Here is a 26,709-nt window from a genome sequence, read left to right as displayed (position 1 = left end):
CACAGGACGCGGCCCGCGTCGCGCCCCTTGGCGCACTCGTCACAGGGGCACGACGCGACCGGTGATCGTGCGCGCGCAGTCGATGGACTCCGTGTGTGTCGTGTCCACTTCGAGGTCGTAGATCACTCCGCGGTGCACCAGGCCGGACTGCGCGACGGCCATCCCCGGCACGCGGTCGCCGCGCGCGGTCTCGCGCCCCGCGGCCACCTCCGGTGCGCAGCGCACCCCGACCCACAGCACGTCCAGCCCGTTCAGCGCCCGCCGCCAGCGGTCCTGCGACGCCGCGCCGCCGAGGAACACCTCGTCCACGATCACCCTGGCCCCCGCTCGGGCCATCTCGCCGATGCCCCGCGCCCATGCCTCGTCCAGCGCCCGGAAGCCCGGTCCGATCGTGACCTCGCCGTCCGCGCCGAAGGCGATGCCGAGGCCGGAGTCCGAGGCGCGCAGCGCCGCCGGCATCCCCTCGATCAGGGTGTCGATGCCGAAGGTGAGCCAGGTGTCCGGCAGGAGCAGCGCCTGAAGGCAGCGCGCGATGCCGGACTTGCCGGAACTGGAACCGCCGTTGAGCACGATCACGCGGGGAGCCATGGTGCCAGGCTAGGCGCCGCCCACCGCGGGCGGCGACTCAATTGCCGTCCGGCGCCCGGCGGGAGAGCCGGCGCAGCCGTTCGGCCTCCTCCGGCCGCAGGTTGGGGTCGCCGAGCCGCGCGGCGACCGCCTCGGCCAGGCGCGGTGCCGGGTCCACCGCGCAGTCCCGGAGGAATCCGCGCAGCAGCACCCGGACCCCGGCGCGCTGCATCCCGCCGAGCACGACGCCGCGCAGCACGGCCACGGTCAGCGCCGCGTCGGCCGCCGGATCGCCGGCCGCGGCGCTCCGCCAGTCGATGACCACCGGTCCGCCCGGCGTGAGGACCACGTTCTCGGGGTGCAGGTCGAGATGGAGGACGCGTTCGTCGCCCGTACGTCCGGTGGGGAAGCGCCGCGGCAGCCAGCCGGGGGCGGGGACGCGGTGCAGCGCCGCCTGCAGACGGCCGAGCGTGCGCCCGTGCGCGTACGCGCGCCACGGGCGGCGCCCGAGGTCCTGCGCCATGGTGGGGCCGGTGAGCCGGTCCATGACCATGTCGGCGCCGCTCACGTCGTGGACCCGCGGCACGGGGCAGCCGTGCTCGGCCAGGTACGCCATGAGGCGCGCCTCCTCGCCCGCCGGGCCGCCGTCCCGGTAGCGGCGCAGTACACGAAATCCGTCCAGGGCGAAGACGTCCGCGTCCCGGCCGCGGCCGATCAGTTCCACAGCGCGGCGGCGAGCCCGGCGGCGGTGGCGACCTTTCCGAAGCGCGGCAGGTCCTGGGTGACGGCGGCGCTGTGCTCCTCGGCGGTCAGCGCGGTCATCGCGTCCTCGGCGAAGTGGAGTTCGTAGTCGTGGTCGGAGGCGGCCCGCGCGGTGGACTCCACGCCCATGTTGGTCGCGACACCGCACAGCACCAAAGTGTCGATGCCCTGCCCGCGCAGCAGTTCGTCCAGGCCGGTGCGGTGGAACGCGCCGACCGAGCGCTTGACCACCACGGTGTCGCCGTCCTCGGCGAGGCCGGCCACCAGGTCGCTGCCGGGCGGCTGCTCGTCGACGCCCGGGCGTTCGACCCGTACGAGGAAGACCGGGGCCCCCGCTTTGCGGAACGCGGCGGCGAGCGCCGAGGACGCGGCGACGACCTCCTGCCCGGAGTGCGGGGCCAACGGCAGCCCCACGATGCGGTCCATCAGGTCGATCACGACAAGTGCCGTGCGCTGCGGGTCGAGACGCGTCATGGGCACACCCTAGGCACCCGCGCCGCGGCCTGACCAGGCGAACCGGGAATCGGCTGCCGGAGGCACGTATTCCGTGGTGACGGGCCCGCAGCCCCGCCCGCGGCCCGCGGGGCGTACGCCCGTCCGCGCGCGGGGTGGAGGGGCGGTTTCCGCGACACGCGCGGGGCGGCGGAACCCCTCTCCGGCGCGGGCGACCGGTCGGATCCGGCCACCCCGGAGGGTGACGCGGGCATGAACCCGTACCGGGGCCGGGCAGGTTCTCCCATGACCTGTCCGGGCCCCGGCACCCTCGCTAGGCTGGCCCGGACGACGCAGTCGGGAGGAGCACGGACGTGGCCGAGAGCACGATCGGATCGCCGTTGTCGGGTGGTACGAAGCCGCAGCTGGATCTGGCGAACGCCGAGTGGCAGTCGAGCAGCCAGGGGACGGGCGATGTCCAGATCGCCTTCGTCGAGGGCTACATCGCGATGCGGGACGGCCGCAACCCCGAGGGGCCGTCCCTGGTCTTCACCCCCGCGGAGTGGCGCGCCTTCGTCCTCGGCGCCCGCGACGGCGAGTTCGACCTGACCTGACGGTCCCCGCGGCGCGCACGCCGCGCCCGTACGCCCCCGGGGTCCGCTGTGGACCCCCGCATGCGCACACCACCGTCCGGGCCGGCGGGCCGCGGGCCCGGACGGTGCGCCGTCCTTGACGGACCGTCATGTCGTCGATACGCTCACAACGTGGCGTTCCGTCCGAACTGCCCCCGCGTGACGCGCCTTTGAGCGTCATATGCTGCCGCCGCCCGCGCGCTCCCGGACGGAGCCGGTCGCGGCGCGAACGTTTGCGAACAGGCAGCACCAGTTCGCATGTATCCACTCACCCAGCGTCCCCGTGGGCGTACGCTGAGACGTCACCGGACAGGCGTCCGGACGTCAACGGCGCGCTCCGGCGCGCGCCGGGCCAGGGCCATCAGGGCCAGGGGGTGCACACATGACTCAGCGCACGCCGAAGTCCCGGCGGCCACTGCTGGAACGCGAAGCGGAACTCGTGGCCGTCGACGAGGCGCTGGCCGAACTCACCGGCATCAGGGCCGACGACGGCGAGCCGGGGGCGCGGCAGCACACCGGCCCGCGCCGCGGCGGGCTGCTCGCCTTCGCCGCCCCCGCCGGACTCGGCAAGACGACCCTGCTCACCGAGACCCGCCGCCGGGCCTCCGAGCTCGGCTGCACCGTGCTCTTCGCGCGCGGCGGCGACCAGGAGCAGGGCGTCGCCTTCCACGTCGCCCGCCAGTTGCTGCAGCCCCAGCTCGCCGGCGCCGGCGAGGCGGAACTCCGCAACACGCTGGGCAGTTGGTACGGCATCGTCGGCCCCGCGCTCGGCCTGTGCACCGCCGAGGGCGGCGCGACCCCGGACCCCCAGGGCATCGGCGACGGACTCGACTGGGTCCTCACCCACATCGCGGTGCGGCGCGCCCCCGTGGTCCTGGTCCTCGACGACGCCCACTGGGCCGACCCCGAGTCCCTGCGCTGGCTGGCCTCCTTCGCGCCCCGCGCCGAGGAGCTCCCCATGCTGGTCGTCGTCGCCTACCGGCCCGACGAACTGCCCGCCACCGCCGAGGCGTTCCGCGGTCTGCCGGACCGCTCCGGGAGCCGTCCGATCGGCCTGGAGCCGCTGAGTGCCGCGGCCATCGGTCAGTTGGTGCGGGCCACCGTCGGCGACCACGCCGACGACGCCTTCTGCCGCGAGTGCTGGGCCGTCACCGCGGGCAACCCCTTCGAGGCCGTCGAGCTCACCGCCAAGGTCGTCGACCGGCGGCTGAACCCGGAGGAGTCCAGCGCCCACCTGCTGCGCGACCTGGCCGCGGCCGCCAAGGGCAGTGGACTCATCTCCCGGCTGGAACGGCTCGGCGCCTCCACCGTGCGCATGGCCTGGGCCGCCGCGGTCCTGGGCACGTCCATCTCCCCGGCGATCGCCGCCGGCGTGGCCGGCCTCGGCGGCGAGGAGGCCGCCGACGCGGCGGACCGGCTGCGCAAGGCCCGCATCCTCACCGGCAGCGACACCCTGGAGTTCGTCCACCCGCTGATCGCCACCGCCGTCTACCGGGCGATCCCCGACGCGATCCGCGTCGCCCTGCACGGGCAGGCCGCCTGGGCGGTCGTCGACGCCGGCCTCGGTCCCTCCGCGGCCGCACGGCACCTGCTGGAGACGCACCCCGAGGGCGACCCCTGGGTCGTCGCGCAGCTCCGTCAGGCCGCCCGCGACACCACGCGCGCCGGCGCCCCGGACGCCGCCCGCCGCTACCTGGCCCGCGCCCTGCGGGAACCCCCCGCCTACGACGACCGGGCCGCGGTCCTCTTCGAACTCGGCTGCTCCTCACTGCTGAGCGAGCCCGCCACCACCGTCAACCACCTCCGCGCGGCGCTGGAGGAACCCATCGCCGACGCCGGTCTGCGCGACGCGATCATCTACCGGCTCTCGCAGGCCCTCGCCCACTCCGACCGGCTGGGCGAGGCCGCCGACACCGTCGGGCAGGCCGCCCGCACGGCCGGCAACACCCGGACCCGCCTGCGCATGCAGGAAGAGCAGTTCATGTGGGACGCCTTCCGCAGCGACGAGCAGGACTCGCCCGCGCGCTCCCGCCGGCTGGCCCGCCTCGCCGACCGGCTCACCGGACGCGACCTCACCGAGCGGTACATCATCGGCCTGCGCGCCTGGGACGCCACCCTGCGCGGCGAGCCCGCCGAGAGCGCCCTCGCCCACTCCGACCGCGCCCTGACCGGCATCCTGCCCTGGGCCAGCGAGGACTTCGGGTTCGAGGTGCCCGTCCTGGTCGCGATGACGTACATGTACGCCGACCGGCCGGGCCGGGCGGAGGAACTCTTCGCCGTCGGCATCGGCGACTACGAGCGCCAGGGCTGGCGCGGCGCCCACCTCGCCTTCGGCTACTCCCTGCTGGGCTACGTCCGCTACCGCCGCGGCCGCCTCGCCGAGGCCGAGGACTTCGCCCGCGACGGACTGCGCCTGGCCGACCGCGTCGGCCGGGGCACCCCCGTGCTCTGGTACAGCGTCGCCATCCTCATCACGATCCTGGTGGCCCGCGGCCGGGTGACGGAGGCCACCGCCCTCGCGGAGGAGTACGAGTTCGGCGAGCCGTTCCCGGCGGCCGTCACGTTCCCCGACGCCCAGACCGTCTACGGCGAGCTCCTGCTCGCCCGCGGCCTGGTCAGGGACGCCATCACCCAGCTGGGCACCGTCGGACGCCGCCTCGACCCGCGCGGCATGCGCAACCCCGCGTGGAGCCCCTGGCAGCTCCACCTCGCCGTGGCCGAGGCCCACGACACCCCCGACCGGGCGCGCGCCACGGCCGCGGAGGCCGTCGAACGCGCCCGCCAGTACGGCACCGCCTCCGCCATCGGCCAGGCCCTGCGGGTGGCCGCCGAGGTCGCTCCCGAGCCCGAACGGCTCAAGCTGCTCCAAGAGGCCGTCAGCCACCTGGAGCGTTCCCCCGCCGGCTACGAACTGGCCCGTGCCCTGGTCGACCACGGCGCCGCCCTGCGCCGCGAGGCCCACCTCCAGGAAGCGGCCGAGCAGCTCTACCGCGGACTGGAGACGGCCGTCCACTGCGGTGCCGACGCCCTCGCCGAGCGCGCCCGCGACGAACTGGCCGCCGCCGGGCTGCGACCGCGCCGGCTGCGTGCCACGGAGACCGACGCCCTCACCGCGCAGGAACGGGCGGCCGCCGCCCACGCCGCCCGCGGCATGGACGAGGACGGCGTCGCGGCGGCACTCGGCGTCGACAACGAGACCGTCACCCGCCTGCTCTCCGCGGTCTACCGCAAGATCGGCACCGACCTGGCGGGCCTGCCGCGGGCCTTGTCGGTGTAGGTCGGCGGCCCCGGGCACGTGCGTGGCCCGGGGACCGTACGATGGGCGCATGTCGTTCCTCCGCCGCCGCAATGCCGCAACGCCCACAGGGCCGGAATTCGACGTCCTGGCCATGGACCCGGGCGACTGGCCGGGCGAACTGGGCGCCGGGCTGCTGCCCGGGGAGGACGGCACCTGCCAGGGCATCTTCCTGCGCTACGACCTGTTCGGCGGCCGCGGTCCCGCCATGCTGATCGGCAACCTCCCCGAGGGCTCGCCGGCCCGCGACCTCGAAGAGGGCCAGCCCCCCTTCGAGGTGGCCCAGCTGCTCGACGCGCTCGGCAACGAGGAACCGGTCGAGGTCGTCGGCACCGAGGACACCCCGGTCATGCACGGCGACAACCTGCTGATCGTCCGCAGGATCAAGCTCTCCGAGGGGCGTGTGTCCTGCACCCAGTTCGACCGCAGCGACGGTGTGCTGGTCACCATCGCCACCTGGGACCGGCCGATCACCGACGACCTCTACCAGCTGCTCAAGCCCCTCCCGGCGGAGATGTTCCAGCAGGGCTGAGCCCCGCCTCGGACGGCAGCACGGTCACGTCCTCGGCCTTCACATAGGCCACCCGGTGGCCGAACTGGATCTCGTAGAAGAGCTGTCGGCCGCGCACCACGACGTGCTGCGCGGTGTCGAAGGTCGTCGTACGGAAGAACTCGCCGCGCGTCGTCCCCCCGACCACGTACCGCTGCCCCGCGAGAAGCCTGTAAGGCAGCGGTGCGTCCGGCTGCACCGGCACCCCGGCCGGATAGGCGGCGGCCTCCGGGTAGGCACGCCCGTACACCGGGATCTCGGTGCGCCCGTCCTTCGGGGTGATCACCCAGCCGCGGCCGTCGAAGGCGGTCGGATCGGTGCGCGGGTTGCGGAACCACGCCTCCTGCCCCAGGTACCAGATCGCCGTCCAGTCGCCGCGGCGCCCGGCGACGGCGTACTGCTGGCCGGTGGACGCCCGGGCGCCGGTGTCGTTGACCCCGGTCGTGGTGTCGCCGGCCGGGTGCAGGCCGATGTCCTTCACCAGGGGGGCGTCCTCGCGCGGCTCGGTGTACAGCCGCAACGCCTCGGAGCCGCGGACGGGACATGTGCCGCCCGTGGTCGCGCAGCCGGTGTAGGCCGGGCGGTTGGTGTCGTAGTCGGGGGCGATGGTCACCAGGCCGCCCGTGGGGCCCGAGGTGGCGTGGAACGGTGCGCCGATCAGCCAGAAGTAGTGCGCCCAGTCCCAGTACGGACCGGGGTCGGTGTGCATCCCGGCGACGGAGGCGGACGTGGCCCCGGGGACGTTGTCGTGCCCGAGGATGTGCTGCCGGTCCAGAGGGATGTCGTACCGGTGCGCGAGATAGCGCACCAGGCGCGCCGACGCCCGGTACATCGCCTCGGTGTACCAGGTGCCGGGCTCGGTCAGGAAGCCCTCGTGCTCGACGCCGATCGACTTGGCGTTGACGTACCAGTTGCCGGCGTGCCAGCCGACGTCCTTGGTCCGCACGTGCTGGGCGATGCGGCCGTCCGCCGAGCGGACGGTGTAGTGCCAGGCCAGGTAGTCGGGCTTGCGCACCAGTTGGAGCGAGGTGTCCCACGTGGCCTCGGTGTCGTGGACGACGATGTAGTCGATCGACTGGTCGTGGGGGCGGTCGGCGAGGTCGTGGTTGCCGTAGTTCTTGTCGCCGTACTCCGTGTAGGGCGCGGGCAGCCACGCGCACGCCACCGTCAGCGGGCAGTCGGTGCCGTCCCGGTCGGCGTCGTGCCGTCCGGGCGTGTGGACCTGGGCGCTGTCCGGGGTCAGTCCGGGGTGCGCCTCCAGGGCCATCGGCTGGCCGTCGTCGGTGGTGCGGCGGGCACCGTCCCGGATCAGCTCGAAGACCTCGTCGGCGAAGGCCGCCGCGGTCGAGGTGTCGTCGGCGCCCGCATAGCGGGCGACCGCCCCGTACCACTGCGACGGGTCCCGACTCAGCGGCGCGCCCAGGGACTTCTGTGCCTGGGCGAGCAGCGCCGCGCCGCCTTCGACATTGGCCGCGGCGCGTTCGCGCAGATCGGCGGCGGGCAGGCCGGTGAGCCGGGCCGCGCGGTCGAGCGTGGTGAGCGCCGGGGGCAGCGGTCGTGTCGCCGGGGCCGGCAGGCCGACGTCGTGGAGCGGTCGCTGCTCGTCGCCGCGCGGGTCCTCCCCGCCGTCACCTCGTTGAGGGAGGCCGGCGAGCGCCGTGCGGGCGTCGGTCAGGTGCATGGGCCCGTAGCCCGCGCTGACGCTGGGCAGCCCCTGGTGGCTGTCCCAGCGCGACTCGAGGTAGGAGACGCCCAGCAGCACGCTCTCGGGCACGTGGTAGCGCTCGGCCGCCGTCGCGAAGGCGTGTTGCAGCGGGGAGCGTGGCTCCGGCGGTGTCGCCCCTGCGGCGGGCGCGGGCGAGAGCGCCGAGACCACCGAAAACGCCGACACCAAGGCACCCACGGTGACACGCGCCGTGGCCGCATCGACGGTCTTCCGGTGCGGGCGTCTCGCGGGGTGGGGGGTGACTCCTCGCACTGAAGCCTCCTGTGTGACGCACGGGGCCGATCGGGAACCACAGCGGTGTCCCGCGTCCGATCATCCGTCAACTACCGGAGGAGAAGTGCATTCGCGCATGTCAGCGCCCGTGTCGACGTCCTCGCTGACACGGGCGCCGTGGCCTGCGGTGGGCCGGCGGAGTGGTCCGCCGCTGCCCGTTCGGTCCCGGCTGACGGGGCGTGTGCCCCCGTCGCACGGTGGCACACGGCCACCGGGCGGGGGCGGAACGGCCCCGAACCGCCCCGCAGATCACCTCGTACCGACGGCGGCCCGTACGGCCCTCCGGGCGAGCCCGGCGTCGTCGTGCAGCCGGCGCAGCAGCAACCGCTGCTCCTCACCGGCCTCCGCCGCGCCCGGACCGGCCGGGACGGTGCTGCGCATGGTGCGCTGCATGGCGGTCTCGTAGGTGCGGATCTCCCGCGTGATCACCAGCATCAGATTCACCAGGAAGGCGTCACGCGCGATGGGTCCCGCGGCTTGTGCCATCTGGCTGATCTGACGCCGGGTCATCGGGTCGTCGCCCAGTATCATCCACAGCACCGCGAGGTCGTAGCCGGGCAGGTACCAGCCCGCGTGCTCCCAGTCGACCAGCACGGGGCCGGCCGGGGAGAGCAGCACGTTCGACAGCAGCGCGTCGCCGTGGTTGAACTGCCCCTGGACGTGGGCCAGACCGTGCAGCATCTTCTGCAGATCGCCCATGTCGCGGTCGGTGAGCAGCCCCAGCTCGTGGTAGCGGGACAGCCGGGCCGCGTAGTCGACGGGGGCGTCGAAGACACCGGCCGGCGGCCGCCACGTGTTGAGGCGGGAGATCGCGCCGAGCGCCATCCGTACGTCGGCGCGCGGGGGCGCCTCGGAGGGGTGCCGCTGGAGGGCGGCGACGCGTCCGGGCATGCGCTCCAGGACCAGCGTGCAGCTCTCGGGGTCGGCGGCGATCAGCCGGGGGACCCGGACCGGCGGGCGGTGCCGCACGAACGCCCGGTACGCGGCGATCTCGTGCCGGTACCGCTCCACCCAGCCGGGGGAGTGGTCGAGCAGGCACTTGGCCACGGCGGGCGCCCGCCCGGAGGTGCCCACGAGCAGCACCGAGCGGCTGCTGCGGCGCAGCATCTGGACGGGGGTGAACTCAGGGGCGATGCGCTGCACAGAGGCGATGGCCGAGCGCAGCTGCGCGCCCTGTGGGCCGGTCAAGTCGAGCCTCCCGCTGAGCGGATGGGAGACACCGCCCGGGGCGCCCCGTCGGGGGGCGGGAAGCACGGGTCGCGGACGTACGGCGGTCCCTGTCCCGGCGAACCCCGGGAACTGAGTCGGCCGGGGCGGTGCGGACACGGAGGACGATGCTGAATACATGAGGGGGAGACAGATCCCTTCGTGTGCCAACGAGCTCTTGACGAGGTGGCGGGCCGGCGCGTGGAGCGGATCGGGTCCGGGCCGGGGCCGTTCCCGCATCCTGGGGAATGCGGGTCCGGGCCGGCGGTCCGTTCCTTCCACGCGCCGTGCCCCCTCGCGGACAAGTACGCACCGGCATCTCAAGGTGTTCAACGCTGATCGGCGTTTTTCGAAAGATGCTCGATTGCGACCGTTCGCGAGCCGGCGGGTGCCGGGCCGGGTGGCGCGTTCTTACTTGACCACTGATCGCGGGTGGCAGACCATCTGGCGAACCCTGGCGAACCCTGGCGAATGCTCGCGGCGGCCGTGACCGGCCATTAGTGTCAAGAGTGCCGAGGAACCTGGGGGCTTGAATGGACAAGGAAGCCAACACACGGCTCGCGGACCTGTTCGCACTCACCGGATGGTCCAAAGGGGAGCTCGCGCGATTGGTCAACCGGCAGGCGGCGGCCATGGGCCACCCGCAGCTGGCGACCGACACGTCGCGCGTGCGCCGTTGGATCGAGACCGGGGAATCCCCGCGCGAACCCGTCCCGAGCGTGCTGGCCGCACTGTTCACCGAGCGCCTCGGCCGTGTCGTAACCATCGAGGATCTCGGGTTCGGCCGGCATCGGCGTACAGGAAAGAAGGAGTCCGTCAGCGCCGACGGACTGCCCTGGCCACCGGAGCGAACAGCCGCGGTCCTCACCGAATTCACGGGAATGGACCTCATGCTCAACCGACGCGGTCTGGTGGGCGCGGGCGCCGCGCTCGCCGCGGGCTCCGCAATCAGCAACGCCATGTACGACTGGCTCCACACCGATCCGGCGCCCGGCGCCGGAGCACGGACCAGCGGCGACCCCTTCGCCGCCGACGCCGCCTCCTACGACCGGTACGAGGCGGCCCCCATCGGCTCCCAGGAGATCGAGGCGCTGGAGCGCTCGGTCGAGGTGTTCCGCGCCTGGGACGCGGCCCGCGGCGGCGGGCTGCAGCGCAAGGCGGTCGTGGGCCAGCTCAACGAGGTGGGCGGCATGCTCGCCTACGACCACCCGACCCACCTCACACGCCGCTTGTGGGGCGTGGCCGCCAACCTGGCCGTACTGGCCGGGTGGATGTCCCACGACGTGGGCCTGGAGCCCACCGCCCAGAAGTACTTCGTGATCGCGGCGCACGCCGCCCGCGAGGGGGGCGACCGGCCGCGGGCCGGCGAGGCGCTGTCCCGTGCCGCCCGGCAGATGGTGCACCTGGGCCGTCCCGACGACGCGCTGGACCTGATGAAGCTGGCGCAGTCGGGTTCGGGGGAGCAGACCCTGCCCCGCACCCGCGCCATGCTCTGCACCATCGAGGCCTGGGCGCAGGCGTCCATGGGCCGGGGCCAGGCGATGCGCCGCACCCTGGGCGAGGCGGAGGACCTGTTCGCCTCCGACCGCGGCGACGTCCCGCCGCCCAGCTGGATGCAGATGTTCGACGAGGCCGACCTGCACGGCATGCAGGCGCTGGCGTACCGCACCCTCGCCGAGTACGAGCCGCTCGCGGCCCGGCAGGCGCAGATGCACGCAGGCAGGGCACTGGAGTTGCGCGGCAAGGGCCGCGAGCGCTCCAACATCTTCGACTACATCTCGCTCGCCTCGGCCTGCTTCATCGCCGACGACCCGGAGCAGGCGGACCGTTACGCACGGCTCGCGCTGCTCACCATCCAGCAGAACTCCTCGCAGCGCACCTGGGACCGGCTGCGGGAGATGTACCGGCTCACGGCGCGCTACGCCGACTTCACCAAGATCCAGGATCTGCGCGAGGAGATCGAGAACTCACTGCCGGCCCCGAAGCGCCGTGGCACCGCCATCTGATCCGGCCGTGACTCCCGTACCGTCCGACCGGGTGCCCCGCACCGGGACCAGCCGACTCGACGCCGAACGAGCCGGCTCTCCCGAGCGCTTCCGGCATCCCTGAGGAACGGGCCGCGCGTCCATGTGAAGAGGAATGGGTGACCGCATGCCGTGACCGTCCCCTGTGGAACGGCCGGGTCGGTCAGTGGAACTTGGCGATGAGCACGCAGGCGTCGTCCTCGCGCTCGGGGGCGCCGAGTTCCTCCACCACGATCCGCACACACTCCTGAGGAGTACGGGCCTGGGCGAACCTCGGGCCGAGCTCCAGCAGCCGGCGTACCCCGACGGGGACGTCCGTGGCCGACCCGCGACCCGGGCGGCGCGGCGTGAGCCCGTCGGTGTGCAGCACCAGCAGATCGCCGGGCATCACCCGCAGGCTCGCCTGGCCGTACTGCGCGCCCGCGGTGGCGCCGAGGAGCACACCCTCCGGCGCCTCCAACTGCCGCCCCGTCCCGTCGCGGAAGAGCAACGGGGCGGGGTGGCCCGCCTGCGACCAGAGCAGGCTGCGGTCGGCGGGGTCGTAGCGGCAGCACAGCGCGCTGCCCAGCGCGGGCTGGGCGGAGCTGTCCAGCATCTGGTTGAGCCACCCCATCAGCGGGCCCGGCTCCAGCCCGGCCACGGCCATGCCGCGCAGCGCGCCGAGCAGCATCGCCATACCGGACGTGGCGGACACCCCGTGCCCGGTGAGATCGCCCACGGTCAGCAGCGCCGAGCCGTTGGGCAGTTGCAGCGCGTCGTACCAGTCGCCGCCGATGAGGGCGCTGGTCGCGGAGGGCAGATAGTGCGCGGCCAGATCGACCGCGGGCAGGCCGCCGTTCTGCGGGAACCGCAGGGAGCCCCGCCACGGCGGCAGCACGGCCTCCTGCAGCTCGACCGCCAGCCGGTGCTCGGTCTGCGCGATCTGCCGCTCGCGCTGCAGCGAGTCACGGGTCTCGCGCAGCGTTCGCTGGCTGCGGCGCAGTTCACTGACGTCACGGAGCACCGCCCACATCGAGGCGGTGGCGCCGGCGGCGTCGAGCACCGGCTCGCCCACCATGTGCACCGTGCGCACCGCACCGTCCGGGCGGACGATGCGGAACTCGCAGTCGATCGGCCGGGCGTCCACCAGGCAGCCGGTGACGGCGGTGCTGAGGACCGCCTGGTCCTCGGCGAAGAGGAAGGTGGGCAGCTCGTCCAGGGTGAGCGGTCCCTCGTGGCGTTGACGCCCGAAGATGCGGTACAGCTCCTCGGACCACTCGACACCGTCCGTCACCAGATCCCACTCCGCGCTGCCGGCCCGGCCGAGGGCCTGCACGGCGGCGCGCCCGGGAGCGGGGACGGAGAGAAAGGTCTCGGGCGGCGCGGCGGCGGTGCCGGTCCCGGCGCCGGGTCCGGTCGCGGTGTCGGAGTCCGCGTCGGACTCGGGGAACCCCTCGCGGAGCTGGCCGAGGTGCTCGCCGAGGTCGTCCAGCTGGTGGACGGCCAGGTCGCACAGCGCGCGCTGCCAGCGCTGTCGCGGGTCCTCGGTGTCGTCGGCCGCGTCGCGGCGCACGGCGTCGACCTTGCCACGCAACTGACGTGCCTGGGAGATGAGCGCGTCCACGGCACCGGGCTCCGGTTGCGTGGTGGCACGATCCTCATGCAGATGGGGCGGCATGACGCTCTCCGAACATGTCTCCGATGCGGACGCCGGCCGAACTGGGGCCGTACGGATGGTCCGGTCACGACTGTTGCACAAGGCGTGAGGGCCCGTAAGGGTTTCGGCGATACCCGATCCGGTGGTGCTTCCGACATATGCCGGGAGCCTTGCGGACCGTGACGTGTTCACCCTCCGCGGAATCGCCCGGTCCGGGTAAGCTGCGGCCCGTCGACCGCGGGGGCCCCGCGGGCCGCCCCGGGCCTGGGTGAAGGGTTTGAACCCGGGACGATCTGCGAAGATACCTCGCAGCCGGCAACGGAAAATCCCGTTGCCAACCTACCCCCCGCACCGGATGCTGACCTCATGTTCGACCCCGACATAGCGCCCAGCGGTACCCTTCTCGGCCTCCTCCAGCGAGGACGCGGAGACGGGACCCTGCATGCCCTCGCGGCGCAGCGAGCCGACGCGCTCGCCGCGCTGGAGCAGTGCGTCCTGCGCGACCCCCGCCACGACTGGCGCGTGGAGTCACGCTCCCTTTATTACGCGCGCCTGTACTCCGAACTCGAGGGTCCGCTCGACGGCATCGAACAGCATCTCTTCGCCCCGGAAGACCTTGTTGGGGCCGACGGCACCGACGCGACCCTTGGGACCGGCAGTCCCGACGAGCACCGCTGCGGCCTCGCCCTGTCCGTGCTCGGCCACCTCGCCGGCTACGGCCGCCGCGACGCCGTGCTGCTGCTCCGCCGCTACGCCGCCTCCGGCGGCAACTGGGAATGGGCCCTGGACGAGCTAGCGGTGCGTGACGACGACGAGGCGCTGCGCGCGCTCGGTCCCGCCGTCCTCGCCCGCTTCCCGCGCACCCCCGAGGGGGACGCGCGACTGGCCGCCGCGCTGCGCGAGGCGTACGAGCCCCGGCCCTGGCGGCTGTGGGCCGAGGACGCGGATCCCGAGGTCTCCGAACGCGTGCGCAAGGCCTCGGAGCAGACCGCCTTCGACCGATGGCAACGCCAACTGCGGCCGGCCGGCCCCACCCCGGGGTGGAGCGTGCGCGCCGTGCTCGACTGGGCCGAGGAGGGCCTCGCCGAGAACCCGCCGCAGCACCGCGACGCGCCCGCCGCCCGCTGTCTCGCCGCCGTCGCGGGACCCGAGGACCGCGACGAGCTCCTCGAAGCCGCCCGCGGCGGTCCCGACGCGGCCCGCGCCGCCGCCCTCAGGCACCTCGCCGACCGCCAGGACCGCGCCGCCCTCGATCTCGTGGAGGCGGCCGCCGCCGGTCCCTCCGACATCGTCGCCCGCGCCGCGCTCGAGTCGTTCGCCCGTATGCGCAGCGTCGCGGCCGTCACCCGGGCCCGCGTCTGGTCCGCCCGCGAGGACGCGCTCGGTGCCGCCGCGGCCCGGATGCTCGCCTGCCGCGGCGGCGCGGAGGACGCCGACCGCGTCCTCGGCGCCCTGCGCCGCCTCGTCCAGCACGAGGGGGCCGACGCCGACGGACTGGCCGAACTCGTCGAGGGCACCGGCCGCTTGAGGATCGACTGCGCCGCCCCCGTGCTGCGCCACATCTACCGCGAGACCTCCTCCTCCCAGCTGCGCGGCGTCGCCGCCCACGCCCTCGCGTCCACCGACCCCTGCTTCGGCGCCGGCCTGGCCGTCGAGTGCCTCTGGGACTGCGAGGAGACCACCCGCGAACTCGCCGCGCGCGCGGCCACCACCGCCGACGTGCGCGTGCTCGCCCAGCTTCGTCGGCTCGCCGCCGACCCGGCGGAGGAGGCGGAGGTCCAGACGGCCGTCCGCGGCCGCCTCAGCTCGGGCGAGCCTGCCCGCTGACCCGCTCCCGGGGGCGCGGCTCCCGGCCCCCGGCCGGATGGTGTTCCTCGTCGCGGACGGCCCGGCAGCAGACGCCGCGCGTGCGGCCACGACTGCCGACGTCCGTGTGCTCGTCCAGCCTCGCCGGCTCGCCGCCGACCCGGCGGAGGAGGCGGAGGTCGGGACGGCCGTCCGCGGCCCGCTCGGGCGAGCCCGCCCGCTGACCGGCTCCCGGGGCCGCCGGCCCCCGGCCGGATACTGACGGCCGTCGGCCGTTCCTCGTTGCGGACGGCCCAGCAGCAGACGCCGCACGTGCGGCCATCACTGGCGACGTGCGCGTGCTCGTCCAGCTTCGCCGCCGACCGGCGGAGGGGGCGGAGGTCCGGACGGCTGCCCGCGGCCCGCTCGGGCGAGCCTGCCGGCTGACCCGCTCCCGGGGCCGCCGGCCCCTGGCCGGATGCTGACGACCGTTCCAACAGAGGCCGCGCGTGCGGCCACGACTACCGACGTCCGTGTGCTCGTCCAGCCTCGCCGGCTCGCCGGCTCGCCGCCGACCCGGCGGAGGATGCGGAGGTCCGGACGGCTGTCCGCGGCCCGCTCGGGCGAGCCTGCCGGCTGACCGGCTCCCGGGGCCGCCGGCCCCCGGCCGGATACTGACGGCCGTCGGCCGTCCCCCGTCGCGGGCGGCACGGCAACAGACGTGGCACGCACCGGTTTTCGGACACATTCGCGAGGTGCGGGAACTCGCCGGGAACCGGCGGCGTTCTCCCTGCACGGACGGCACTCGCAGCGCCGCATGACAGCCGCAGGACGGCACCTTTCGGGGCAGTCGATCAATTGGGCCCGGTTCGCCCGGGGACCGGCGCTTCGGGCGGAAGGCCCAGTGAGGGGCCAACGCTCACGGCCCGTTCCCCAAGGTGAAAGATCCACGTGGCCGGGAACACGCCCAGAGAGCCGACAACGTCCGTATGCGAGTAGCCATCGTCACCGAGTCCTTCCCTCCCGACGTCAACGGAGTGGCCCACTGCGCCCTGCGTACGGCCGAGCACCTGGTCCGAAAGGGCCATGAACCGCTGGTGATCGCGCCAGCAGGACCGCACGAGGTACCACCCGGGGACGACCCGTGTCCCGTCGTCCGCGTGCCGTCGCTGCCGCTGCCCGGCTACCCGCAGGTCCGGGTGGCGCTGCCGAGCCGCAGGACCGCCGCGGCGATCGCCGCGCACCGTGCGGAACTGGTCCACCTGGCCAGCCCGTTCATCCTGGGCGTGCGCGGCATGGCCGCCGCCACCCGGCAGCACCTCCCGGCCGTGGCCGTCTACCAGACGGACCTGGCGGGCTACGCCCGCACGTACCTGAGCCTCGGCGAGAGCACCGCGTGGCGCCGCATCCGCGCCGTGCACTCCGCCGCGGACCGCACGCTGGCGCCGTCGAGCGCGTCGCTGCGCGACCTGGAGGAGCACGGGGTGCCGCGGGTCCACCTGTGGCCGCGCGGTGTGGACTCCTCGCGCTTCGACCCCGGGCACCGCGACGAGGAGCTGCGCCGTGAGCTCGCCCCGAACGGCGAGGTGCTGGTGGGCTACATCGGCCGCCTCGCCCAGGAGAAGCACGTGGAGCTGCTCGCCGGCGCGTGCCGGCTGCCCGGTGTGAAGGTGATCGTCGTCGGCGACGGGCCGAGCGCCCCGAGCCTGCGCGAGGCACTGCCCGGCGCGGTCTTCCTCGGCCGGCGCACCGGCCACGACCTGGCACGCATCTACGCGTCGCTGGACGTCTTCGCCCACACCGGCCCGTTCGAGACCTTCTGCCAGACGGTGCAGGAGGCCATGGCATCCGGCCTGCCGGTCGTCGCCCCCGCCGTGGGCGGTCCGCTGGACCTGGTCACACACGGCCGCACCGGCCTGCTGGTGCCGCCCCGCGACATGGACGCGCTCACCGAGGCCGTACGGACCCTCGCGTCCGCGCCCGCGATGCGCGACCAGTTCGGCGCCGCCGGCCGGGCCGACGTCGCCGCCCGCACGTGGGACGCCGTCGGGGACATGCTGCTCGACCACTACGCCCAGGTGATCGACGCCCGTGCGGCGGTGGCCGCGTGAACCGCCCCCTGCGCATCGTCCGGCTGGCCAACTTCGTCACCCCCACCTCGGGCGGCCTGCGCACCGCGCTGCGCCACCTCGGCGAGGGCTACGTCGCCGCCGGCCACGAATCCGTCCTGATCGTCCCCGGGGCCACCGGCTCCGACGAGATGACCTCCCAGGGCCGCGTCATCACCCTCCCCGGCCCGCTGGTCGCCGGCACGGGCGGCTACCGCGTGCTGACCGGACGGCCGCGCCTGGAGCAGCTCCTGGACTCGCTGCGCCCGGACCGCCTGGAGGTCTCCGACCGTACGACGCTGCGCTGGACCGGCGAGTGGGCCCGCCGCCGCCGGGTGCGCGCCGTCATGGTGAGCCACGAGAGCGTCGACGGTGTTCTGCGCACCTGGGGCATGCCCAGCGCCATGGCACAGAACGCCGCCGACCGCATCAACCGGCGCAGCGCGCACCACTACTCGCGCATCGTGTGCACCACGGGCTGGGCCGCCGCCGAGTTCGAGCGGATCGGCGCCCGCAATGTGGTGCGCGCACCGCTCGGCGTCGACCTGGAGAACTGCCACCCCTCGCACCACGACCCGGAGTTGCGGGCCAGGTACGCGGGCGGTGCGGAGATCCTGATGGTGATGTGCTCGCGGCTGTCGCCGGAGAAGCGTCCCGGCCGCGCGCTGGAGGCGCTGGCGTACATGCGCCGCCAGGGCGTCGACGCGGTGCTCGTCGTCGCCGGCGAGGGCCCGATGCGGGAACGGCTGGAGGCGCGTGCCCGCGAGGCCCGGCTGCCGGTCTCCTTCCTCGGGCACGTCTCGGGCCGGCACTCGCTGTCCGCGCTCCAGGCCACCGCCGACGTGGTCCTGGCGCCCGGCCCCGTGGAAACCTTCGGGCTGTCCGCCCTGGAGGCCCTGGCCTGCGGTACCCCGGTCGTCGCCAGCGCCCTGTCCGCGCTGCCCGACATCCTCGGCCCGGCCGGTGCCGCCGCCACGGACGACGGCCCCGCCTTCGCCGACGCGGTCAGCCACCTGCTGTCCCGGCCCGAGCACATCCGGCGCGCCGTCGCCCGTGCCCAGGCCGAGCGGTACGGCTGGCCCACCGCGGTCAACGCCTTCCTCGCCGCCCACGACGCCGCTCCGGTGTACAGCCCGGAGGTCGCGACATGACCGCGGCGGGCACCGACGTACCGCTCGCCGCCGAGCTGCCCGGACCCCCGGCTCCCGTGGCCGCTGTGGCTTCCGTGACGGCCGCGCCGGGCACGCCGGCCGCCCAGGTCGCGGCCGTCGTGCCGGTCGCCCCGCCGGTCGCGCCTGCCGTCCCGGCGGGCCCCGCCGCGCCGCCCGCGCGGACGTCCGTACCGTCCATGGTGTCCAAACTCGGCACGCGCGAGGTGCGCTTCGTCGCGCTCGGCGACTCCCTCACCGCCGGACTCGGCGACCCCGTCCCCGGCGGATGGCGCGGCTGGGCCGCGCTGCTGGCCACGAGTCTCGCGGCGGAGCCCTCGGACGTACGGATGATCAACTGCTCGCGCAGCGGCGCCCTCACCAAGGACGTCGCCGAGGAGCAGCTGAAGGAGGCGCTCAGCCACCGCCCGCACATCGCGTCCGTGGTGGTCGGCGCCAACGACACCCTCCGCGGTTCCTTCGACATCGGCACCGTCGCCCGGCGGCTCGACGTGGTCGTGAGCCAACTGCGCGCCCACGGAGCGGTGGTGCTCACCGCCTGCCTGCCCGACCCCGGGCGCATGCTGGGGCTGCCGTGGCCGCTGGCCCGCCCGCTGGGACGGCGCATGGCCGAACTGAACGCGGTCGTGCACGCCCTGTCGGAGCGGTACGGCACGGTGCATCTGCACGCCGCCCGCCACTCGTGGGTCGCCGACCGCACGTCGTGGAGCGCGGACAAGCTGCACCCCAGCGAGCTCGGACACCGCCTCCTGGCCCGCGAGTTCCACAAGCTGCTGGTCGCGGAGGGACTGCCGGTCGGCGAGCCGCCGTCCACGGTCCCCGGAGGTCCTGGGCCCAGCACCGCGGCGAGCGTGCTGTGGATGGCCACCAAGGGCACGCGCTGGGTGGTGGCCCGCTGCACGGACCTGCTGCCCGACCTCATGCGGCTGGCCGGCCAGGAGGCGAGGCACCGCCTCGCGGGCACCGACGGACTGCTGGACCTGCGGTCCCGGCACGCCACCGAGCTGGCGCTCTCCCGCCTTTCGGGCGTGACGCCGACGACGACGTGACCCGGGACCGCGCCCCCCGTCCGGGCGGGCGCGGGCCGGTTCGCGGGCTGCGGCGGTGAGTACGAAAGGCGGGGCCACGGGGAGGGACGGGGGAGACCACGAGGGCGGGGTGAGGAGCACAGGGGACAAGGGGGTCGGCAGCGGGACGGACCGGCCGGTCCGCGTCGTTTCGGCCGATGTCGGTGGGACCGCCTAGTCTGTCGTCGTGACCACCACCGTTCCGCACCAGTTCAGCGGCGGTGTCCGGCCCGCGCCGGGACCCGCCGCCGACGAGGGCCTGGCCCGTCGGCTCAAGGCCCTGGCCTGCACAGCGCCGCTGCACGACCTCGACGTGCGCAAGGCCAACCTCGCGGGCGAGTACTCGGTGTACGCGATGGCGGAGATCGCCCTGGCCGCCATCGACCTGGTCACGCTCAACATGGACTTCGACACCGGGGCCGACCACGACCAGATAATCTCCCGGCTGCTGCCCCGCGTCGCCGCCCAGGCGCCCGGCCGTTCCGCCGCCGAGCACGAGCGGGTGGGCCGCTGGGTGCTGGAGAACCTGATCAACGTCGGCAGTGTCGACCGCGGCTTCCGAGCCGTTTACGGCACTTTCGGGCCCGACGGGTCCTATGTCCGCAGGGATTACGACTTCAAGCTCGTCGAGGAGGTGGCCGGCCGCGACGGCACGGTCTACCTGCGCACCACGGACGAGGCCGTCAACGTCCTGGTCGGCGCCCTCGACACCGACGTCACCAGCGCCCAGATCGCCGCCGAGGTCAAGCTGGAGGTGCTGGTCAACCGCGGCCGCCTCGCCGACGCCCAGCTCGCCGCCGAGCAGGCCCGCTACCGCACGGTGCAGTACGCCGAGTCGCTGCGCCGCGCCCTGGACGCCACCCGGCGCAATGTGCGCGCCGTCGACTGGCTGCGCACCGTGCCCGACATGATCGACGAGGCGCTGGCCCACGTCGCCGACCGCTACCGCCACGAGAACGCGATCCTCACCAACATCCGCAAGGCCCGCGACGAGGCAGAGGACCCGGAGAACAAGCGCCGCGCCGCCGAGCTCGTCGACATCGTCAAGGACTGCATCCGCCGCCACACCCAGCTCCAGTCGCGGCTGCTGGAGGCAGGGCCCATCTTCCGCGCCGAGCAGGACCGCCAGGCCTTCGCCGCCCCGCGCGGCAGCGCCCTCGTCGGTGTGCTCGACCTGTACGGGCAGCTGGTCGCCCCCGTCCTCCCGCTCCCCGTGGAACGTGCGCTGCGCGTCACGGACGCCTGGTTCGCCCGGGGCACCGGCTTCCGTACGGCGTCCTGCGTACGCGTCACCGACCTCGTGGACGCGCTGCTCACCCCGCCGGTGGAACGCGAGCACCTGGGCGCCGAGATGCCCGAGCCCGACCTGATCGCCACCCCGGACGACAGCCGCTTCAGCGACGAGCAGCTGGAGTCCGCCCTCGATCTGCTCGACCTGCCGCACGACGCCCCGCGCCGGCTGTCCGGCCTGCTGGCCGAGGCCCGCCGCCGCGATCCCGAACTGCCCTATCTGGTCGCGCTGCTGGCCGTGCACGCCGCCAGCCCCCCGGTCGGCACCGCCTACCGCCAGGGCGAGGAGCGCCTGCTGTTCGCCGTCGACGACGGCACGCGGCTGGAGGACCCCGAGTTCGGCGGCGCCGACCTCATCGTCGGCACCGCCCGGCTGGACGCGGCCGGGATGGCGGCGGAACGCTCGGAGGTGGCGTGACGACCGGCACCCCCGTGCGCCGCACCGGCGCCCGAACGACCGCACACCGCACGACCGTCCGTCCCCAGGAGACCACCCCGTGAGCGACCACCGCGAAGGCGAGAGCGCGCCCCAGCCCGCACCCTCCGCCGGCACGGGGGGCGTCACCCCCGCGGACGCCGCGGACGCCGCCCGCCTGGCGGCCTTCGGGCTCCAGCCGAAGCTGCTGCCCGCCCGCGACGCCGAGTACGCCGAGCTGATCCGCCGCTACCGCGAGGACCCCCCCTTCGCCCGGCTCGCCGACGCCGTCGCCACCGGGCTCGGTCTCGTCGTGCTCGAGGTCTCGCCCCGCGCGGGCATGGCGATGGCCGCGGGCGAGGACTCGGTCTTCGCCGTGCGCATAGGGGACTACTCGCGCCGCGCCGCCTCCGACGCCGGGGACCGCTTCCTGCACGGCCTGGCCCATCTGGCCACCGCCGCCATGGCGTTCCCCCGCCCGGAGGACCTGGCCGACGACGCCTACATCGGCCGGGTCACCGTCAACGGCATCGACGGCTTTCTGCGGCAGGCCTGCCGCAGGCTGGAGCAACGCGCCGAGGAGCAGGGCGAGAACACCGACCCGGCGAGCGATGCCCCCGGCCTGGAGGCCGCCTGGCGGGTCTATGTGCGCCGCAGCTCGACCGGCGCCACCAAGGACGCCCGCCGGCTCGCCGGCTCCACGACCGGCATCGTCGGCAAGGCGGTGGCATTCCTCGTCGACTCCGGTTTCCTGCAGCGCACGGGTGACGAGTCGGGCGGCACGTTCCGCACGACCGCCCGCTACCAGTTGCAGGTCCGCGACATGGCCGGCAGCGCGGCGATGGCGGAGCTCCTGGACCTGGGCATCGTCCCGGTGGCCGACGGCTCCGCCGCGCTACTGCCGCCCGAGGACGGCGAGGACCTGGACCTCGTCGCCGGTGCGGGTCTGCCCTTCCACTCCTGAGCCCCGCCGCCGCCCCGTCCCGCGCACCCACCCCGACCCCGACCCCGACCTCCGTCGCCCCGTCCCCGATCCCTGACCACCACCACGAGAGTCCGCCATGTACGAGCTGTCCCGGGTCCGCCTCTACTCGATCGGGCCTGCCGGCGCACGCTACGCCGACACCGTGCTGGATCTGCGCGGCGTGGGCGAGCCCGTGCCCCAGCCGGCCCCCGCCCAGGCGGAGTTCTTCGAGGAGGAGCCGGCCGGGCCGCCGCGCCGGCCGGCGCCCGCGGGGGTGCTCTTCCTGGAGAACGGCGGCGGCAAGTCGGTCCTGCTGAAGCTGATCTTCTCGGTCATGCTGCCGGGCCACCGCAACACCCTGGGCGGCGCGAGCTCGGGCGTGCTGCGCAAGTTCCTGCTCGCGGACGACTGCGGGCACGTCGCGCTGGAGTGGCAGCACACCGTCACCGGCGAACTGGTCGTGGTCGGCAAGGTCAGCGAGTGGCGGGGGCGCCAGGTCTCCTCCGACCCGCGGCGGTTCGCCGAGGCCTGGTACTCCTTCCGGCCCGGTCCCGGTCTGGGCCTGGACTCGCTGCCCGTCGCCGAGTCCACCGCGGTGCGGCCGTCCGCCGAGGGCACCTCGGGCGCGCGGGGCCGCCGCCGGACGATGAAGGGCTTCCGCGACGCCCTCACCGACGCCGGACGCTTCTACCCGCACCTCGACGTGGTGTGGGAGGAGATCCACGACCGCTGGAACGAGCACCTGGGGCTGCTCGGCCTCGACCCCGAACTCTTCCGCTACCAGCGGGAGATGAACGCGGACGAGGGCGAGGCGGCCGGTCTCTTCGCGGTCAAGAAGGACTCCGACTTCACCGATCTGCTGCTGCGGGCCGTGACCGACACCCGTGACACCGACGGGCTCGCCGACCTCGTGCACGGCTTCGCCGGGAAGCTCGGCCGCCGCGCCGAACTCACCGCGGAACGCGACTTCACCGCGGGTTCCCTCGAACTCCTCGGCCGCATCGTGGACGCCACGGCCGCCCGCGACCGGGCCCGCGCCGTGCACGTCCAGTCCGAGCGCCGTACGCGGAGCCTGGCCCGGCGGCTGTCGGCCCGCGCCCACGAGGAACGCGGCCGGGCCGCCGACTTCGCCGAGGAGATGGCCCGGGCCGCGCACACCGTCACCGACGCCGACGCCGCCCGGGGCCGCGGCTCCCTGATCGCCGCCGAACTCGCCTACCGGCACGCCTCGCTGGCGCTCGCCGTCGGCGAGAAGAGCGCCGCGGCACTGCGCCGTGAACTGGGCGACGCCCGCACGCTCCAGTCCGCCTGGCAGGCCGCCGAGATCGTGCTGCGGCACCGCGCCGCCGCCGACCGCCTCGCACGCGTCACCGCCGCCATCCGCGAGGCGGAACGCGACGCCGCGCCCGCGCTCGCCGCCCGTACCAGGGCCGCGGGCGACCTGGTGCGGGCGCTGCACGCCGCCGCCGACACCGCCGACGAGCGCGCCGACGCGGAGGAGGAGCGGTCGACGGAGTTGCAGGCGCGCTCCGAGGCGGCGCATCGCGACGCGACCGACGCGGCCACCGCCGCCCAGCGTGCCCGCAGCGAGTCCGGTCACCTGGCGCAGCGCCTCGCCGAGGTGGAGCAGGAGACCACCGAGGCGGTCCGTGCCGGATGGCTCGACGACTCCGCCCCCGACGCCGATCCGGCCCGCGCCGCGCTGGAGGCCTCCGACGCCGAGAAGGCCGCCGCGGGCGCCGCCGAGGCGGCCCGTGAGGCCGCTCGCCGCACCGGCGACCTCGCCCGCGTCGCCGCCGCCGCGGAGTCCCGTGCCGAACTCGCCGCCGCCCGCGCCGCGGATGCCCTCGCGGCCGCCGAGACGGCCCACGCCGCCGAGACGCGGGTCGCCGACGCGCTGGCCGCCGAGCCGCGCCTCGCGGAGCTGCTGAGCCTGCCGCCGGCCGCGGACGGCGGCCGTCCCGCCGGTGAGCCGGCCGCCGCGATCCCCTCGCAGGCGACCGGCGCACGCCGCCCCGCCCCGGAGGACTCCGTACCGCGCGACCCCGCCGACGGCCCGCTGAGCGCCGCCGAACTCGACGGCTTCGCCGAGTCGTTGCGGGAGATGCTGGAGGGCGCCGTCGCCTCCGCCGAGCGCCAGCTGTTCGACCTGCGCACCGCCGCGGCCGACGACGCCCGCATCCTGGCGGCCCTCGGCGACGGCGGTCTGCTGCCGCCCAGCCCGGACGTGCTGGCCACCGTGGAGTACCTGGGGGAGCACGGCATCCCCGCCCTCCCGGGCTGGCGCTACCTCGCCCAGGCCGTCGACCCCGTGGACCACGCCGCGGTGCTGGCCGCCCGGCCGGAGCTGGTGGACGGGGTCGTCGTCACGGACCCGGGCACCCACGCACGGGCCCGCGAGGTGCTGGCGCAGGCGGCGCTGCTGCCCCGGTCCACGGTGGCGGTCGGCACCTCCGCCGCCCTCCTCGCGCCGCCCGCCCCCGCCGGTCCCGAGCCGGAGGTCTTCCTCGTGCCGCCGAACCCGGCGATGCACGACGAGCTGGCCGCCGACGGCGAGCGCCGCACGCTGCGCGCGCGGGCCGGTGCCCGCGAGGAGGACATCCGGGGTCTGGCCGCCCGGCTGGCCGAGGACCGTACGCTCGCCGCGCGGCTGTCGTCGTGGCGGGACGGCTGCCCGCCGGGCCGCCTCGGCGAACTCGGCGAGGCCGTGGAGACCGCCCGGACGGCCGCGGTGACCGCCCGCGACGAACTCACCGAGGCCCGCGGCCGGCGCGTGGAGGCCGACGAGGCCGCCGCCGAGGCCACCCGGCTGCGGGACGAGCGGCAGGAGGCGGCCCAGCTGGCCCGCCGCGCGGCCGACGCCCTGGCCGGCCTGGCGTTCCGGCTGCGCGAACGCGCCACCTGGCAGCGCCGGACCCGCGAACTGGCCGAGGACGCCACCGAGGCGGAGACCCGCGCCGAGGTGTGCCTGCAACGGGCCCGCGCCGCCGACGAGGACCGCCGCGCCGCCCAGCGCGCCGCGGACGACGCCCGCCGTACCGCCCGCGTCCTGCGCGCGGAGCGCGCCGAGATCACCGGCGCCCCCGACGACGCGGCCGCGGACGGCGAACGGGACGCCGAGGGCCCCGCCGGGGCGCTGCCCGCGCTGCGCGAGGCGTACCGGGCGGCCTCGCAGCTGTACGAGAAGGTCGGCGTCGGCGCGGACCTGCGCGCGGAGCAGGCGCGGGCCGAGAGCAGCGAGCAGTCGGCCCTCACCGAGCTGGAGCGCCTGAGCAACAAGGTCCGCACCCGCGCCGCCCAGTTGCTGGAGGGACCGGACGGTGCCGACGGCCCGTCCCGGCAGGCCGCCGCCTCCCGTGCCGAACAACTCGTGGGCACCTTGGACTCCCGGGCCGCCACCGCCAGCGAACAGCTGGGCCGGCTGCGCGGCGAGGCGGAGCGGCACGCCCCCGCGGACGGCGAGGCGCACACCGCGCTGCCCGGGGAGCTGGAGCCCCGCGACGCCGGGCACGCCCAGGAACTGCTGCGCGGCGCCAACGTCGAACTCGCCGCGCGCACCGAGGCGCTGGAGGTGGCCCGTGCCGCCCACGGCGACCTCGTCCGCGCGCACCGCGGCGCCGAGGACGCGGCGAGCGGCTTCGACGAACTGGCCGCGCTCCTGCGGGACCTGCTCCGCGACGGCGACCGCCAGGCGGACGAGGAGGACGACGAGCCCGAGCCGCACCCCGGCTCCCTGGAGGAGGCCAGGACGGCCGCCGCCGAGGCCCGCCGCGGCCTGCGCGGCTGCGCCGCCGACCTGTCCGGCGCCGACGCGCAGCTGCGCGAGGCGAGCGACGTCCTCGTGCGGCACGCCAACGCCGCCCGCTACGAGCAGGTCAGGACCCCCGCCCGGCAGCAGATCCGGGAGCTGCCGGCCTCGGCGCTGCCGGAGCACGCGGCGGCGTGGCACACGGCGTTCGAGCCGCGGCTGCGCGTACTGACCGACGAGCTGGAGCAGTTGGAGCGCAACCGCGACAGCATCGTGGACCGGCTGCGGGGCCTCGTGGAGTCCTCACTGACGACCCTGCGCTCCGCGCAGCGGCTGTCCCGGCTGCCGGAGGGGCTGGGGGAGTGGTCGGGTCAGGAGTTCCTGCGCATCCGCTTCGAGGACCCGGACCACGCCGTACTCGGCGAGCGGCTCGGCGCGGTGATCGACGAGGCCACCCGCGCCGCCGTCCGCAAGAACTCCGATCTGCGGCGCGACGGGATGTCCCTGCTGCTGAGCGCGGTCGCCGCGGCGCTGGAGCCCAAGGGCGTGGCCGTGGAGATCCTCAAGCCGGACGCCGTGCTACGCGCCGAGCGCGTACCCGTCGGGCAGATGGGCGACGTCTTCTCCGGCGGCCAGCTGCTCACCGCGGCCATCGCGCTCTACTGCACCATGGCGGCCCTGCGGAGCAACGACCGCGGCCGCGACCGGCACCGGCACGCGGGCACGCTCTTCCTGGACAACCCCATCGGCCGCGCCAACGCCACGTACCTGCTGGAGTTGCAGCGCGCCGTCGCCGACGCGCTCGGCGTCCAGCTGATCTACACCACCGGCCTGTTCGACACCACCGCTCTCGCGGAGTTCCCGCTGGTGGTCCGGCTGCGCAATGACGCCGACCTGCGGGCGGGCCTGAAGTACATCAGCGTCGAGGAGCACCTGCGCCCCGGACTGCCGCAGCGGGACCCGGAGTCCGAGCCGGTGCACGGCGAGATCACCGCGACGCGGATGTTCCGCCGCCCCGCGGAGCAGCCCGCCCCGCAGGACGCCGGCTGAGCGCGGGGCC

The 26,709-nt window shown here is 75.0% G+C and carries 17 protein-coding genes; 11 read left to right on the top strand and 6 right to left on the bottom strand.

Annotation, left to right across the window (positions count from 1 at the left end; genetic code table 11):
- Positions 1-39 precede the first annotated feature (39 nt).
- Genes cpt through ABZ883_RS30300 form a run of 3 tightly spaced genes read right to left on the bottom strand, consistent with a single transcriptional unit; the run spans position 40 to position 1,803 of the window.
- Positions 40-588, bottom strand: a complete 549-nt coding sequence (gene cpt / locus ABZ883_RS30310; RefSeq protein ID WP_360911696.1) for a chloramphenicol phosphotransferase CPT — start codon at positions 586-588, stop codon at positions 40-42.
- A 37-nt stretch (positions 589-625) separates the two neighbouring features.
- Positions 626-1,291, bottom strand: coding sequence for a phosphotransferase (locus ABZ883_RS30305; protein ID WP_360911695.1), 666 nt, complete (start codon positions 1,289-1,291; stop codon positions 626-628).
- Entirely contained in the window at positions 1,282-1,803 is a 522-nt protein-coding gene (locus ABZ883_RS30300; RefSeq protein ID WP_360911693.1) for an isochorismatase family protein, read from the bottom strand. The genes ABZ883_RS30305 and ABZ883_RS30300 overlap by 10 nt, the downstream gene beginning before the upstream one ends.
- Positions 1,804-2,135: 332 nt before the next feature.
- Here ABZ883_RS30300 and ABZ883_RS30295 point away from each other — a divergent pair, with 332 nt between their 5' ends.
- The 3 genes from ABZ883_RS30295 to ABZ883_RS30285 all read left to right on the top strand — a co-directional run bounded on the left by ABZ883_RS30295 (position 2,136) and on the right by ABZ883_RS30285 (position 6,220).
- Positions 2,136-2,375: a DUF397 domain-containing protein gene (locus ABZ883_RS30295; RefSeq protein ID WP_360911691.1), complete on the top strand. Its 240-nt coding sequence runs from the start codon at positions 2,136-2,138 to the stop codon at positions 2,373-2,375.
- 400 nt (positions 2,376-2,775) lie between these two features.
- Positions 2,776-5,670 carry an AAA family ATPase gene (locus tag ABZ883_RS30290; RefSeq protein ID WP_360911689.1) on the top strand — a complete coding sequence of 965 codons (2,895 nt, stop codon included), beginning with the start codon at positions 2,776-2,778 and terminating at the stop codon, positions 5,668-5,670.
- 49 nt (positions 5,671-5,719) lie between these two features.
- Entirely contained in the window at positions 5,720-6,220 is a 501-nt protein-coding gene (locus tag ABZ883_RS30285) for a hypothetical protein (RefSeq protein ID WP_360911687.1), read from the top strand.
- Here ABZ883_RS30285 and ABZ883_RS30280 read toward each other — a convergent pair.
- Together ABZ883_RS30280 and ABZ883_RS30275 are read right to left on the bottom strand one after the other, a co-directional pair.
- Positions 6,183-8,132, bottom strand: a complete 1,950-nt coding sequence (locus tag ABZ883_RS30280) for a peptidoglycan recognition family protein (protein WP_360911685.1) — start codon at positions 8,130-8,132, stop codon at positions 6,183-6,185. The genes ABZ883_RS30285 and ABZ883_RS30280 overlap by 38 nt on opposite strands.
- 354 nt (positions 8,133-8,486) lie before the next feature.
- Positions 8,487-9,584, bottom strand: coding sequence for an aminoglycoside phosphotransferase family protein (locus ABZ883_RS30275; RefSeq protein WP_360911683.1), 1,098 nt, complete (start codon positions 9,582-9,584; stop codon positions 8,487-8,489).
- 392 nt (positions 9,585-9,976) lie between these two features.
- Between ABZ883_RS30275 and ABZ883_RS30270 the strand changes: the two genes are divergently transcribed.
- On the top strand, positions 9,977-11,449 hold the full coding sequence (locus tag ABZ883_RS30270) for a hypothetical protein (protein ID WP_360911682.1): 1,473 nt from the start codon (positions 9,977-9,979) through the stop codon (positions 11,447-11,449).
- A gap of 181 nt (positions 11,450-11,630) precedes the next feature.
- Here the strand turns inward: ABZ883_RS30270 and ABZ883_RS30265 are convergent, their stop codons facing one another.
- On the bottom strand, positions 11,631-13,124 hold the full coding sequence (locus ABZ883_RS30265) for a SpoIIE family protein phosphatase (RefSeq protein WP_360911680.1): 1,494 nt from the start codon (positions 13,122-13,124) through the stop codon (positions 11,631-11,633).
- 345 nt (positions 13,125-13,469) lie between these two features.
- Here ABZ883_RS30265 and ABZ883_RS30260 point away from each other — a divergent pair, with 345 nt between their 5' ends.
- The 7 genes from ABZ883_RS30260 (at position 13,470) to ABZ883_RS30230 (ending at position 26,699) form a co-directional block, all read left to right on the top strand.
- Positions 13,470-14,930 (top strand): HEAT repeat domain-containing protein, encoded by a 1,461-nt coding sequence (locus ABZ883_RS30260; protein ID WP_360911678.1) that lies wholly within the window; start codon positions 13,470-13,472, stop codon positions 14,928-14,930.
- Between the two features lie 947 nt (positions 14,931-15,877).
- On the top strand, positions 15,878-16,999 hold the full coding sequence (locus ABZ883_RS30255) for a glycosyltransferase family 1 protein (protein WP_360911676.1): 1,122 nt from the start codon (positions 15,878-15,880) through the stop codon (positions 16,997-16,999).
- Positions 16,996-18,147: a glycosyltransferase gene (locus ABZ883_RS30250; protein ID WP_360911674.1), complete on the top strand. Its 1,152-nt coding sequence runs from the start codon at positions 16,996-16,998 to the stop codon at positions 18,145-18,147. The genes ABZ883_RS30255 and ABZ883_RS30250 overlap by 4 nt, the downstream gene beginning before the upstream one ends.
- Positions 18,144-19,214, top strand: a complete 1,071-nt coding sequence (locus ABZ883_RS30245; protein ID WP_360911672.1) for an SGNH/GDSL hydrolase family protein — start codon at positions 18,144-18,146, stop codon at positions 19,212-19,214. The genes ABZ883_RS30250 and ABZ883_RS30245 overlap by 4 nt, the downstream gene beginning before the upstream one ends.
- A gap of 205 nt (positions 19,215-19,419) precedes the next feature.
- Entirely contained in the window at positions 19,420-20,940 is a 1,521-nt protein-coding gene (locus tag ABZ883_RS30240) for a hypothetical protein (RefSeq protein ID WP_360911670.1), read from the top strand.
- Between the two features lie 79 nt (positions 20,941-21,019).
- The gene (locus ABZ883_RS30235; RefSeq protein WP_360911668.1) at positions 21,020-21,901 is read left to right on the top strand and encodes a hypothetical protein; all 882 of its coding nucleotides are present in this window, start codon (positions 21,020-21,022) and stop codon (positions 21,899-21,901) included.
- 97 nt (positions 21,902-21,998) lie between these two features.
- Positions 21,999-26,699: a hypothetical protein gene (locus ABZ883_RS30230; RefSeq protein WP_360911666.1), complete on the top strand. Its 4,701-nt coding sequence runs from the start codon at positions 21,999-22,001 to the stop codon at positions 26,697-26,699.
- Positions 26,700-26,709 lie beyond the last annotated feature (10 nt).

Origin of the sequence: Streptomyces sp. NPDC046977, from assembly GCF_040644455.1 — a bacterium.
Taxonomy (GTDB): domain Bacteria; phylum Actinomycetota; class Actinomycetes; order Streptomycetales; family Streptomycetaceae; genus Actinacidiphila.
The sequence above is the reverse complement of the archived record's forward strand: the minus strand, read 5'-3'. Positions and strand labels throughout refer to the sequence as shown.